Source organism: Aquibacillus kalidii (genome assembly GCF_014280935.1).
In the GTDB taxonomy this organism is placed as follows: Bacteria; Bacillota; Bacilli; order Bacillales; family Amphibacillaceae; genus Aquibacillus_D; species Aquibacillus_D kalidii.
In genome coordinates, this window is sequence record NZ_JACLZI010000065.1 from 1 (window position 1) to 12198 (window position 12198).

Sequence of the window (12198 nt, forward strand, 5' to 3'; positions counted from 1 at the left end):
TTCCCCACGGAAAGCGAGCGTTTTTCCGCAGCGATGGTTTAGCATTCATCCTATATAATGAATGTAGGTCTTAGGACTTTACTTCGCTTTCTATACAAATGGTGCAAGAAGCAATAAACGGTTAGGAAAGGATCTTTAACTAATTTCTACAAAGCGATAAAGTGTTCCTCCAATTAGTAGAAAAAACCCTTTATCCTATTTGATAAAGGGTTACATATAATTATTTCAACGCATGTTGACTAACTAAATGATTAATTTGACGGGCAACTTCTCCCGGATCATTAGCCATACTAATAGCAGTAATAACAGATACCCCATCAGCTCCAGCTTTGATAATCTCCGGAACATGTACCTGTTTAATACCACCAATTGCAACAATAGGTACATCACCTACTAGTTTTCTGATTTCTATCATCCCATTTGTACCTATTGGTTGTTTGGCATCGGCCTTAGTGGATGTCGCATAGATTGGTCCTACACCAATATAATCTGCCCCGTCCCTAACTGCTTGAATAGCCTGTTCAGTGTTAGTTGCTGAGACACCAATAATAAAATGGCTCGGACATTTTTTTCTGATTTCAGTGACGCTTTCGTCATCCTGTCCTACGTGAACACCGTCAGCATTAATCTCGATAGCTAACGTTACATCATCATTAACGATAAAAGGGACCTTATATTTCTTACAAAGTTCCTGCATTTTCATTGCCAGTTCTTTTTTCTGGTTACCTTCTAAAGCATTTTCCCCTTTTTCCCTAAACTGAAAAAACGTTATACCTCCCTGTAATGCTTTGTCTAACACTAGTAACGGATCTTTATCACTGTTGTTACTCCCCATTATAAAATAAGCTTGTAAACTTCTTTTTAAATCCATATGATCACTCTACCTCTTCCACAAGCTTTAACCTCTCGAGCTTAATTGTTTCCTCCACAACTTCACTTCTCAATTCATATAATGAATCTAAGAAAGCTACTTGGAAACTTCCTGGTGCATTTGTGTGTTGAGCTGCTATTTCAGCTGCAACACCATAAAACCCAACAGCACTTGCTGCCGCGTCTAAATAATTGTCACTATTAGCTAAAAATGCTGCAACTACTGAGCTAAGTAGGCAACCCGCACCAGTCACCTTCGTAAGTAAAAAGTGACCATTAGATATAACATAAGTCGTTTTACCATCTGTAATAACGTCTTGTTTACCTGTTACAATTACGGGAACTCCAAGCGTCTTTACAGCTTGGTGTGCCACTAGCTTATTATCGCTCTCACCGCTAGCATCGACACCTCTCATCTGACTGGTCAAGCCCGCTAAATGTCCAACTTCTCCAGCATTTCCTCGAATAAAAGATACCTTAACCTCTTTTAATATTTTCTCTGCCGCTCTGCTTCGGAAGTGAGTTGCTCCTACCCCTACTGGATCTAAGACTACAGGAATTCCTTTTTGATTCGCTGCTTTTCCCGCTAAAATCATGGCTTCTACTTGAGCACTTGTTAACGTTCCAATATTCAGTAATAACGCATCCGCATTCGATGCCATATCAGCAGCTTCCTCCACAGCATTTGCCATCACCGGAGCTGCACCTAACGCATACAATCCATTTGCAGTGAAATTTATAACTACTTGGTTGGTTATATTGTGTACTAGAGGTTGCTTGTCTCTTACTTGATCTATCATTCTAGCTAGGAATGTCATTTTTATCCCCTTTCTGATTAGGTAAACCCTTTAAACGATACCCCCAATGATTGGTGGGCCCGTTGCCCTTACCTAATCCTAATGTGTATTGGATAGCATCCGTAATATACTTTTTCCCCAATGCTACAGCCTCAGCAATCGACCTTCCTTTCGCTAACTCAGCCGTAATTGCAGCAGAAAAGGTACATCCCGTTCCATGTGTATGTTTTGTCTCTGTTCGATTTGAAGTAAAGTAGTGGAATTCATTATTGACGTATAAAATGTCAATTGCTTCTCCACTTAAATGGCCACCCTTTACTACTGCGGCTTGTGCCCCTAAATCTTCCACAATAACTCTTGCAGCCTTCTTAGCATCTTCTGTATTATTAATCTTAAAGTCTACTAATATCTCAGCTTCCGGAATATTTGGAGTTACAACAGTTGCTAACGGAATCAAGGTTTCTCTGATCACCTTTTTCGAGGCATCCTCCATTAAATCGTGGCCACTTTTTGCAACCATTACAGGGTCTAATACATAAGGAATAGATTTTGATTTAAGGGTGTTTGCTATCAATTTCATCATGTCTACTGTTGCGATCATACCTGTTTTCACTGCATTCGGCTCAATATCATCAAAAACTGCAGTTAATTGTTGTTCAATAAATTCTATTGGAAGGTGATGGATATCCTTTACCCCTAAGGTATTTTGTGCAACTACTGAAGTAACAACACTCATACCGTAAACTTCTCGTTCCTGAAATGTTTTTAAATCAGCTTGAATTCCAGCCCCTCCGGTGGGATCTGTTCCAGCTATCGATAATGCACTAACTACTTGCGCCACTTAATCGTACCTCCTCAATAGTAAACGGCCATTCTTCTAATGTATAAGCCATTTCCCAGAATGCATACTCTAATTGACAGCTTTTTATAAATGCTTGTCTTGCTTTATCCTTTTCTGCCTCGCCCACTGTCTTTGCCCATGAATCTAGACGCTCACGTAGCTCAGTTGTAACAGACGCAGTATCTTCTTTTGCATAAAAGGTAATCCACTCATAAAATGGATGGTCAATTGTTGGTTTATATTTGTTTTTTAAATAGTTACCAATTTCTAAATATGTCCATGGACAAGGTAGTAAAGCAGCAAGTAACTCTCCCATACTTCCTTGTTGTGCTGCCGTCTTCATATGACTAACGTAATGATCTGCTGTTGGGGGTAATGGATATCCTTGCAACTCATCATATCCAACCCCAGCTACATCACACAAATTATGATGTGGATGAATTTCGCTATTCAAAACAAACCCTATTTTTTCGTAAAAGTATTCCATGTCTGCTCTTATAGAACTCTTTGCTATGGCCAAGCCATAAATGTTCATAAACGCATTCAGGTATTCAAAATCAGCTTTGACATAGTGCATGATTGCATGCTTATCTAACTCCCCAGTTCCTAGCCCTTCTACAAATGGGTGTTCAAAAATTCCTTGAAAAATAACATCTGACTCTTTTCTTAATTCACTTGAAAATGACATCTTAACATTCCTCCCCAAATTTTGAAGGAAGTCAAAGTAGGTCAGGGATAAAATACAATAAAAAAACCGCCCCCGAAAACTGGAGCGGTTATCTACATACATACAAATAAAAGTATATACCTATACTTAATCCCGTCTCCACTTTCCTACGCTGGTATTAACCAGTTCAGGTTCAAAGGGACAAAGGTTTACACCTTATCTCAGCCAAAAATCAGCGCCCCTAGTGGACTTCCTATATTCAATTACACTTCTACTTAAACACTATATGTTACTCCTGTCAACTATATTCATTCACGTAAAGTATTCAATTCTAGCTTCCGGGAAAAGTCGATCGATATATCCCCCAATGGTGTCCTTCATATCTTCTTGCTCTTCATTCGTATAAACATACTTGCCTATACCATATCGTCCCCATTTCCACTTTCGCTTTGATTCATCCAACTCTAGTTTAGTCATCGGGTAATTTTTCTGAATCACTCGCTTTGCTGGCTGCGTGAACCGGTGCTGAATCAATTCAAACGTAAGGTCCTTCTTTGCAAAGGCAGGAAGTGCTTCCTCTAATTTTTCTAACATTTCACCGTATCCCGTTTTCCATCCTTCATGCAAATAGATAGGGGCAATAATAAAGCCTAACGGATAACCAGCTTCAGCTATTTTAACTGCTGCTTCAATACGTTCTGGAAGCCTGGAAGTACCTGGTTCAAAGTACTTAATTACATAATCTGCGTTAATACTAAAGCGAAATCGTGTGCGACCGTTATGTTCCGCATCTAATAAATGATCTACATGCGCAAATTTAGTAACAAAACGAAGCAAACCATGTTGAGATTTACCAAAGTATTCAATCGCTTGTTTTAGGCTATGTGTAAGATGATCAATCCCAACAATATCTGATGTACAAGATGCTTCAAATCTTGTAATTTCGGGTGCACGCTCTTTCATGTATTTATCCGCTGCATCAAAAATTTCATCCGTATTGACATATGTACGGATATAAGGTTTACTACCCATAGTTGTCTGTAGGTAACAATAGTGGCAGTGTCCCATGCATCCTGTCGCAAAAGGAATCGCATACTCAGCAGATGGCTTGGATGTATCAAACTTTAATGTCTTTCTAACGCCTACTACTAATGTAGATTTAGCATTTCGGTATTTCTGGAAGTCATTATCACCTGGCAGATTACGAACTTGATTATGAGAAGTTGTTTCTCGAATTTCCAGACCCATATTTTCAAATTTATCCTTTAGCCTCTTGCCTAATGGATACTCTAATGCTCTAGGTTCAAAGTAGACAAGCTGAGGCACAAATGGCTTAACCATAAAAACCCTCAATGTCATCTACAGATCCAAAAGCTTGGCTGAATTCTTCTTCTGCCTCTGTACGTGATACATACACCGCAACATCATCAGTTAACGGGTAGTACGTTTCATATACAAATAACGCTAATTCTCCTGGATGATCAGGATTATTAACTACTGCAGCCTCTTGGACATTAGCAGCTCCTTGGACATGGGGATTTCTAATAATTACATAAACAATATCACCTGCATGATAAATTGTATTATTCATTTCCATATTCTCACCTATTTTCCTGTAGTGTTGCTTTATTATTTGCTAAATATTAAAGGAATATGTTTAAAGAAAAAAACTTACTGCATATGGCAGCAAGTTTTTTTCTCTACTTTTATACGTTCCATTTACGTTCAATGTCAGGTATTTGATAATTATTCATCATTGTTAATAACTGCTCTGGTTCTGAAGACGATTGAACAATATAGGAATGCGCATGCCCTGAGAATCCCTCATTCACACTGTATTCAATCAAATTTAATAGTGGATCATAATAACCCTGTACGTTCAACAGTCCTATAGGTTTCTGATGAATTCCAATTTGAGCCCAACACAATACTTCAAAAAGCTCCTCAAATGTTCCTAGTCCTCCTGGTAAGGCAATATAGCCGTCCGCTAAATCACTCATCATAGCTTTCCGCTGATGCATGCTCTCCACTTCTATGAATTCAGACAATCCTATATGTACATTTTCACCATGAAACAATCCTTTTGGCATGATACCAACCACTTGACCACCTGAAGCTAAGACTGCATTTGCAATCACACCCATCAATCCTGTTTTTGAGCCTCCATAAATGAGCTTTATTCCCTTTTCAGCAATCAACTCCCCAAGCTCAAAGGCTTTACTTTGATATGCTGGTTTTGATCCCAAACTAGAACCAGCAAATACACAGATAGATTTCATTTTATCACCACCGTTTGTTATTCCTTTTATTTTACATTATTAATATTAAGATTCTGTTAAAAAGAGATATAGATTCCCTTACTAGATAAATTATCTATACACTCTGTTAAATAGCCCTCATTATGCTCTGGATATATAATTAAACCTTCTTCATTGTCCTGTCCATATAGGCCTTTATCATCAAAGCTTTCACAAGACTTTCCTCTATAATAAGGATCTAACCATAACTCATTGACGTTATAACCACGTTGTTTCATCTCATCCATAATTAGTTGGTGGTACCTCACTAATCTAATTGGAGCATATCGAAATACATAGTTCACTATTGCATGTGGTTTACCCCAACCATTTCCTCTTAGTGCACAACATTCTCGGTGTTGTCCGAGTAACTGTTGACGTGGTAATTTGCTTATTAACTTTTCATGCCACAATCGCATACCTATACCCCTAACTAGTTTAGTGTTATACCATACATAGTAAGTGGTAAACGTAATCAAGTCTAGCTATCTCCCCAATGTTCATTGCGATACTTTTTTAATATTTTCCCTTCTTTCGGATGGATATGAGTAAAAAAAAGAGACCTTCTCCTAGAAGCCCTCTATCTAATTAATATTAAATCAATCTTCACTAATTAGTTTATTACAGTATTCATAAGTTTAGATCCGTACTATTAATTTATAATCTCAATGGAATCTAATGGCCAAATCCTCATTTTAACATCGCCAATCACGGACTCTTCAGAGATAAAGCCAAAAATCCTACTATCTTTACTCAATTTGCGATTATCACCAAGAACAAATAATTTTCCTTCTGGAACCTCTGTTTCCCCTGTTAGATCTTCTAAATTAAAATCGTAGGTAAAGGATTGGTTTTCTGGCAGTTGTGATTTAGATGCATTCAAGTATGGTTCATCATAAACCTTCCCATTAATAATTAATTTGTCATTATTCATTTGAATTTGGTCACCCGGTAAACCAATCACCCTCTTCACATAATTATCCTTTGAATCAGGTGCATGAAACGCAATTTCATCAAACCGATCTATCTTACTTATTTTACTCAATATAATTCGATCCCCATCTTGGAGATTAGGCATCATCGATTCACCTTTTACAATAGATGGGGTTATTAAAAACTGTCTACATACTAAAACAATAATCAGTGCAATTGCTAATGCTTTTACCCAGGAAATTAATTCTGATACCATTTTATTTTTCATAATGAATACAGTCCTCTTTTATAAATTATTTAATGCAACCATAAGCTTTTATCGTGGAAAATGGATTATCACTTTTATCTCTCTATGTTATTCTATACTAATATGATAAAAACTGAAATATAGGAGATCTTCTATGAACAAAACAAACACAAAATATTATTTTCTAATCATAGGCATTATATTAATTGCCTTTAATCTAAGGCCTGCCATAACAGCAGTAGGTCCACTAATGGGGACGATTAGGGATGATTTACAGCTCGCCAATTGGAATACTGGTCTTATTACCAGTTTGCCTCTTTTGGCTTTTGCAGCAATATCTCCTTTGGCACCTAAGATCGGAAATAAAATTGGGAATGAAAGAACGTTATTACTAGGACTAATCATATTATTTATCGGTATTCTAATCCGCTCAGTTGCTGCTACGCTTACCCTTTATATCGGTACGACATTAGTAGGTATAGGAGTAGCATTGTGTAATGTAATTCTGCCTGGCTTTATTAAAGAGAAGTTCCCAAATAAAATAGGTCTACTAACAGCAATTTATACAACATGTATGTCTATTTTTGCGGCAACCGCTTCCGGACTTAGTATTCCTTTAGCCAAAAATTTCGGATTAGGATGGCAAAAGTCTTTACTAAGTTGGTCACTTCTAGCCTTATTAGCAATAATAGTTTGGACAATTAGTATAAAGTTAACGCGCACCACTATGGATACTAGGTTATATGAACCATCTGCAAGGAAGCTATTAAACTCTTCATTAGCTTGGCAAGTGACGCTATTTATGGGATTACAATCCTTTACTTTTTATGTAACTATCTCATGGTTACCAGAAATATTACATAGCCAAGGGTTTTCCATCTCAACCGCGGGTTGGCTTCTATCCTATATGCAATTTGTTAGTTTACCAGCTACCTTTATAACACCCATTCTAGCAGGACGTTTTAAAAACCAACAAGGAATTGTCTTATCTTTCGGTATCCTTGCCCTAACAGGATATATCGGGTTATACTTTGGCGGTTCATTTTTACTGACTACTATTTGGATTACTTTAATTGGCCTTGCTCTAGGATCAAGCATAAGTCTTGCACTTGCCTTGTTAGGGTTACGTACTACCAATGCAAGACAATCGGCTGAGCTATCTGGAATGGCCCAATCATTCGGTTATTTATTAGCCTCCATAGGACCAATTGCAATTGGTTTACTCTTTGATGTCACATCAAATTGGTCACCTTCCATTATTACCATAATGATCGTCTGCTTATTCATGACTATGTTTGGATTAGGCGCAAGTAGAGATAAATACGTAATTTAGCTGCCGTACTGATCAAGCTCCGGATTAAGGTGAAGGCCTTAATCCGCTTTCTACAATGTTAATTCCTAAGAATAACTTATTGATATAGTTCCTTATATATAACAACTTTTAGTGCATCAAGTTCATCCGAAGACAATTTATCTTCTACTTTTTTTAATAAGATCTGTTGTTCCTCTGTTGATACACCGTTTTCAACCATAGCCTGTATTTCTTGTATCTCTGTAACATTAAGTTTAGTAACTACTTTTTTCACCGCTTCTTCCTTCGTAGTAAATGGTAATGACTCATCTGATAGACTTGCCCCTTCTTCAACGAATTGCTTTAATTCTGGTGAATTATCTAGATACCTCTGTATTTCTTCCCTTGCTTCAATAGAAGTCAGTTGAACATCCATCTCTTCAACAACCTTACTTGCAATATATTCTGTACCAAAATGATATATTGCATAAAGTAATCCCCCTATAATTATAGCAGCAATCGTTAACCTTCTTATCCATTTCACCCGTAACACCCTCCTTTTTCTTTAACGAGTATCCGTCTGTGGTATAAGAGGATTATACATCATTACTGCATGATTAACTGTCAAAAATTCATCATCTAGCTTTTATACCTAGATAAATTCGTAGTGGACTTCTTTTTATTTGTTTCAAATTAACCCCTCCCTTGTACTATTATATCAAAATGTAAGCGCTACATTTATATTTATATGATGAAATTCTGTTGGCCTTCTTAAGTTTATTTTTGATAAGTAAAATCTATAGAATCTGCAGTAAGTAATTCCCTTATTTACTTATCTGAAGGGTATGATTACTCCGCTTTCCGTGGCAGCATTCACTTAAAAAAATAGTAAGAAGTTAGTTACTGCAGAGTTTATCTCTAAAGTGAAAATATTTATGTTTAGTAAGTGAGCTATAAATAGCAAAAACCAGATGAGATCATCTGGTTTTTGCTATTTATATAGTTCTTCTAAACTTAACTATTCCAGCTCCTACAACAAGAAGTAGGGTCCCTATTAACATAAGATTTCCAAATGGACTTGCTGTATTCGGCAATTCATTCTGTTCCTCAGTTTGTTTAGCTACACTTTCAACCTTTGTAGTTTTCTCAGGTGTTGCTTGAACAGGAGGTTGTTCAATTGTTACATCTTCTACTAAGTCTGAACCGAACATCTCACCTGTTATTACCATATCAGCCAATAAATCACCATTTAAATTATACAACTCAATAGTAAGGGCGCTAATATCCGCATCTGGAATTTGCAACAAATAGTCAAGAGTCACTTCTGATTCCACACCGTTTTCTACTATATAATATTTGGCTTGAAGTTCGAAACCTTGAAGGATTCTATTCCATACTGTCTTGAATTGTTCTAATTGTTCTGCAGTTAAATCACTAGCCGAATCAAATTCACCCAGTGCATCGAAATCAGCAGAAATCGCTTCTAGTTCTTCTAATAGCTGACTTCCATTGAGTACCGTTTCAAAATGACTAGTTAGTTTATCCATCTCTGCTTCAGTTAGACCAAAGCTCTCCATCATTTCACCGATAAGGTCAAATGCGCCATCACCTAAGTAATATTCTGAGACAATAAAATCAATATCATCGATAAAAGTAAATTCATCAATAGTATAGCCAGACTCTGCTAATATACCCTCTAGCTCCTCTAACGTAATATCATAGCTTACTACTAACTCTTGTAATGTAGCCTCTGTTACCGTTTCTCCTAAGAAATCCTTCAGGTCAATCAAAGATTCATAGTTAGCAATTGAATCATCATAGTTTTCATTTAAGTAGTTTTCTAACTGTTCTTGACTCATTCCAATAGATGTCAAATAATCATCTAATTCACTTTGTTGTACTGCAGCAGATGTTGAGAATGGATTAATACCAATAAAAATTAAAACAGACAAGAAACTTGCAAGCCAATACTTTTTCAACCTAATTCCTCCATAAAAAAATGAATTTTAACAATCTAATTATATACCGTTTTAACTCAAAAACAATCATTTTTTTACAAATTTTGATAAAAATTAAATATAACTAACTATAACATCAAAATTCTAGATAATACTAAATATAACTCTAATTTACTTAAAATAATTCCATACGACAATCCAAACCTCATTAAATCCCACCATAAAATGGGAACTTTTTGCCATTTTTAAACGTATATATTAGTTGAACAGCTAGAAAATTACGAAAGGATGTGTTCTTATTGTTGCTTTAGATATTTATTGGGGCCTACTCTGGGGCAGTCTTTCAATTGCAATCATTTCGTTATTCTTTGGGGACATGATTAATGGCTTACTAGATAGCATATTCGATAGTTTAGGTGAATTCCTCAACCCACTTTTAGTCTTTGGTACACTATCCGTTGTTGGTGGTGCCGGCGTTTTATTAACTAAGTACTCTAGCTTGGATAGTCTTTATGTACTCATCGCCAGTCTGTTTATAGGTATTTTGTCTTATATTATGATCTATTACTTTATTGTTATTCCTATGTCACATGCAGAGGCATCTACTTCCATCTCGATAAAAGATCTAGAAGGGCGGATTGGAGAAGTATTGACAACCATTCCGGCTCAAGGCCTTGGAGAGGTGTTTATTGAATCACCAAATGGAAGTCGTAACGAATCAGCTCAAAGTTTTGATTCTAATGAAATTAAACAAGGGTCTAAAGTTGTTGTTGTTCAAGTAAAAGATCAGATTTTACATGTATCCGAAATAAACGAGTTATAAAATTTCAGGGGGCTAATTATGGATTTTATTATTGTGATTGGTGTTATTGCCGCTGTCTTTGTAGCGTTTGCTATTTTATTTGCAGCTCGATATAAAACAGTTGGTGCAGACGATGCTATGATCGTTACCGGTAGCTTTCTTGGTAACAAAAATGTACATAAAGTGGATGGCGGTAGTGGAATAAAGATTGTCCGTGGTGGCGGTGCTTTTATTCTCCCGATCTTTCAACAGTTTGAAAAAATCAGCTTACGATCTCACAGTCTCGATATTTCCACACCAAATGTTTATACCGAAAATGGGGTACCTGTTATGGCAGACGGTACAGCTATTATTAAAGTACAAAGCACTACTGAAGGAATTGCAACAGCCGGGGAACAATTCCTTGGTAAAGATAATTCCGAACTTCGAGGAGAAGCTCAAGAGGTACTCGAGGGGCACCTTCGTGCGATTCTAGGAACGATGACTGTTGAGGAAATTTACAAAAACCGAGAACGTTTTGCTCAAGAGGTACAAACACAAGCAGCTGTAGACTTAAAAAAAATGGGGCTACAAATCGTTTCTTTTACCATTAAAGATGTTCAAGATGAGAATGGTTATTTAGAAGCCTTAGGTAAGCCACGAATTTCTGAAGTTAAACGAGATGCACAAATTGCAGAAGCAAATGCAATGCGTGATGCTAGAATTAAGAAGGCGGAAGCAGAAAGAGAAAGTAAAAGCGCAGAGCTACTAAGCGAAACGCAAATTGCAGAGGCAACAAAAGAAAAGGAACTAAAGATCGCAGCATATAAACGAGATCAAGACACCGCCAAAGCCGAAGCGGATATGGCTTATAAATTACAAGGTGCCAAATCTGAACAGCAAGTAAAACAGGAAGAAATGCAAATTCAACTCGTTGAGAAAAATAAACAAATTGAAATTGATGAAAAAGAGGTTCTGCGTAAACAGCGTCAATATGAAGCAGAAATATCTAAAAAGGCGGAAGCAGAACGGTATGCCGCCGAACAAAAAGCAGAGGCAGATAAAGTTACCCGAGTTAAGAATGCCGAAGCTGAAGCTGCCCAAATTCGACTTGACGGGGAAGCAGAAGCTGAAGCTATCCGCTTAAAAGGTTTTGCTGAAGCTGAAGCTAAAGAAAAATTAGCAGATGCAATGGAGAAATACGGGGAAGCAGCAATCCTTGAAATGATCATTAAAATGCTACCTGAGTTTGCAGGTAAAATTGCGGATCCTGTTCGTGCTATTGATAAGGTTACTGTGGTTGATAACGGAAATGGAGATGGTGACGGCGCCACTCGAATGAGTAGTTATGTAACAAAATTAATGAGCCAACTTCCAGAAACCTTAAAAGATGTCTCAGGAGTAGACCTAAAAGGAATGTTAGATAATGTAGCTGCAAAAAGTGAATCTAAGATAAAAAATAACCTAGCCCAAACTACAAAGGAGAATTTAAATACAGGTGATATTGAGTAAAAAG

The 12198-nt window shown here is 36.9% G+C and carries 14 protein-coding genes and 1 riboswitch; of the genes, 3 read left to right on the forward strand and 11 right to left on the reverse strand.

Features of this window, described 5'->3' with window-relative positions; all coding sequences use genetic code 11:
- Positions 1-220 precede the first annotated feature (220 nt).
- The 9 genes from thiE to lepB all read right to left on the reverse strand — a co-directional run bounded on the left by thiE (position 221) and on the right by lepB (position 6673).
- Positions 221-871, reverse strand: coding sequence for a thiamine phosphate synthase (gene thiE / locus H7K77_RS20145; protein ID WP_186580688.1), 651 nt, complete (start codon positions 869-871; stop codon positions 221-223).
- Between the two features lie 4 nt (positions 872-875).
- The gene (gene thiM / locus H7K77_RS20150; protein WP_186580690.1) at positions 876-1688 is read right to left on the reverse strand and encodes a hydroxyethylthiazole kinase; all 813 of its coding nucleotides are present in this window, start codon (positions 1686-1688) and stop codon (positions 876-878) included.
- Positions 1672-2508, reverse strand: coding sequence for a bifunctional hydroxymethylpyrimidine kinase/phosphomethylpyrimidine kinase (thiD, locus tag H7K77_RS20155; RefSeq protein ID WP_186580692.1), 837 nt, complete (start codon positions 2506-2508; stop codon positions 1672-1674). Before thiD ends, thiM begins: the two co-directional genes overlap by 17 nt.
- Entirely contained in the window at positions 2492-3196 is a 705-nt protein-coding gene (tenA, locus tag H7K77_RS20160) for a thiaminase II (RefSeq protein ID WP_186580694.1), read from the reverse strand. The genes thiD and tenA overlap by 17 nt, the downstream gene beginning before the upstream one ends.
- Before the next feature lie 126 nt (positions 3197-3322).
- Positions 3323-3428: riboswitch (TPP riboswitch) on the reverse strand.
- Between the two features lie 59 nt (positions 3429-3487).
- On the reverse strand, positions 3488-4516 hold the full coding sequence (gene splB / locus H7K77_RS20165) for a spore photoproduct lyase (protein ID WP_186580696.1): 1029 nt from the start codon (positions 4514-4516) through the stop codon (positions 3488-3490).
- Positions 4509-4772 (reverse strand): transcriptional regulator SplA domain-containing protein, encoded by a 264-nt coding sequence (locus H7K77_RS20170; RefSeq protein ID WP_328701176.1) that lies wholly within the window; start codon positions 4770-4772, stop codon positions 4509-4511. The genes splB and H7K77_RS20170 overlap by 8 nt, the downstream gene beginning before the upstream one ends.
- 109 nt (positions 4773-4881) lie before the next feature.
- On the reverse strand, positions 4882-5454 hold the full coding sequence (locus H7K77_RS20175) for an LOG family protein (RefSeq protein ID WP_186580700.1): 573 nt from the start codon (positions 5452-5454) through the stop codon (positions 4882-4884).
- 56 nt (positions 5455-5510) lie between these two features.
- Entirely contained in the window at positions 5511-5891 is a 381-nt protein-coding gene (locus tag H7K77_RS20180; RefSeq protein WP_186580702.1) for a TIGR02328 family protein, read from the reverse strand.
- A 233-nt stretch (positions 5892-6124) separates the two neighbouring features.
- Complete coding sequence (lepB, locus tag H7K77_RS20185) at positions 6125-6673, reverse strand: signal peptidase I (RefSeq protein ID WP_186580703.1); 549 nt, start codon at positions 6671-6673, stop codon at positions 6125-6127.
- A 133-nt stretch (positions 6674-6806) separates the two neighbouring features.
- On the opposite strand from lepB, the gene H7K77_RS20190 reads away from it, so the two are divergent.
- The gene (locus H7K77_RS20190) at positions 6807-7985 is read left to right on the forward strand and encodes a CynX/NimT family MFS transporter (protein ID WP_186580705.1); all 1179 of its coding nucleotides are present in this window, start codon (positions 6807-6809) and stop codon (positions 7983-7985) included.
- Positions 7986-8061: 76 nt separating this feature from the next.
- Here the strand turns inward: H7K77_RS20190 and H7K77_RS20195 are convergent, their stop codons facing one another.
- On the reverse strand, positions 8062-8487 hold the full coding sequence (locus H7K77_RS20195) for a hypothetical protein (protein ID WP_186580707.1): 426 nt from the start codon (positions 8485-8487) through the stop codon (positions 8062-8064).
- Positions 8488-8938: 451 nt separating this feature from the next.
- Positions 8939-9922: a processed acidic surface protein gene (locus H7K77_RS20200; RefSeq protein WP_186580709.1), complete on the reverse strand. Its 984-nt coding sequence runs from the start codon at positions 9920-9922 to the stop codon at positions 8939-8941.
- A 355-nt stretch (positions 9923-10277) separates the two neighbouring features.
- On the opposite strand from H7K77_RS20200, the gene H7K77_RS20205 reads away from it, so the two are divergent.
- Together H7K77_RS20205 and H7K77_RS20210 are read left to right on the forward strand one after the other, a co-directional pair.
- Positions 10278-10724 (forward strand): protease, encoded by a 447-nt coding sequence (locus tag H7K77_RS20205; protein WP_186580711.1) that lies wholly within the window; start codon positions 10278-10280, stop codon positions 10722-10724.
- Between the two features lie 18 nt (positions 10725-10742).
- Positions 10743-12194 (forward strand): flotillin family protein, encoded by a 1452-nt coding sequence (locus tag H7K77_RS20210; protein ID WP_186580713.1) that lies wholly within the window; start codon positions 10743-10745, stop codon positions 12192-12194.
- The last annotated feature ends 4 nt before the right edge of the window (positions 12195-12198 follow it).

Excerpts from the sequence above, each read along its gene's own strand:
- thiE (WP_186580688.1), bottom strand. The coding sequence starts at position 871 with ATGGATTTAAAAAGAAGTTTACAAGCTTATTTTATAATGGGGAGTAAC.
- thiM (WP_186580690.1), bottom strand. The coding sequence starts at position 1,688 with ATGACATTCCTAGCTAGAATGATAGATCAAGTAAGAGACAAGCAACCT.
- tenA (WP_186580694.1), bottom strand. The coding sequence starts at position 3,196 with ATGTCATTTTCAAGTGAATTAAGAAAAGAGTCAGATGTTATTTTTCAA.
- splB (WP_186580696.1), bottom strand. The coding sequence starts at position 4,516 with ATGGTTAAGCCATTTGTGCCTCAGCTTGTCTACTTTGAACCTAGAGCA.
- H7K77_RS20170 (WP_328701176.1), bottom strand. The coding sequence starts at position 4,772 with ATGGAAATGAATAATACAATTTATCATGCAGGTGATATTGTTTATGTA.
- H7K77_RS20175 (WP_186580700.1), bottom strand. The coding sequence starts at position 5,454 with ATGAAATCTATCTGTGTATTTGCTGGTTCTAGTTTGGGATCAAAACCA.
- H7K77_RS20180 (WP_186580702.1), bottom strand. The coding sequence starts at position 5,891 with ATGCGATTGTGGCATGAAAAGTTAATAAGCAAATTACCACGTCAACAG.
- lepB (WP_186580703.1), bottom strand. The coding sequence starts at position 6,673 with ATGAAAAATAAAATGGTATCAGAATTAATTTCCTGGGTAAAAGCATTA.
- H7K77_RS20190 (WP_186580705.1), top strand. The coding sequence starts at position 6,807 with ATGAACAAAACAAACACAAAATATTATTTTCTAATCATAGGCATTATA.
- H7K77_RS20205 (WP_186580711.1), top strand. The coding sequence starts at position 10,278 with ATGATTAATGGCTTACTAGATAGCATATTCGATAGTTTAGGTGAATTC.
- H7K77_RS20210 (WP_186580713.1), top strand. The coding sequence starts at position 10,743 with ATGGATTTTATTATTGTGATTGGTGTTATTGCCGCTGTCTTTGTAGCG.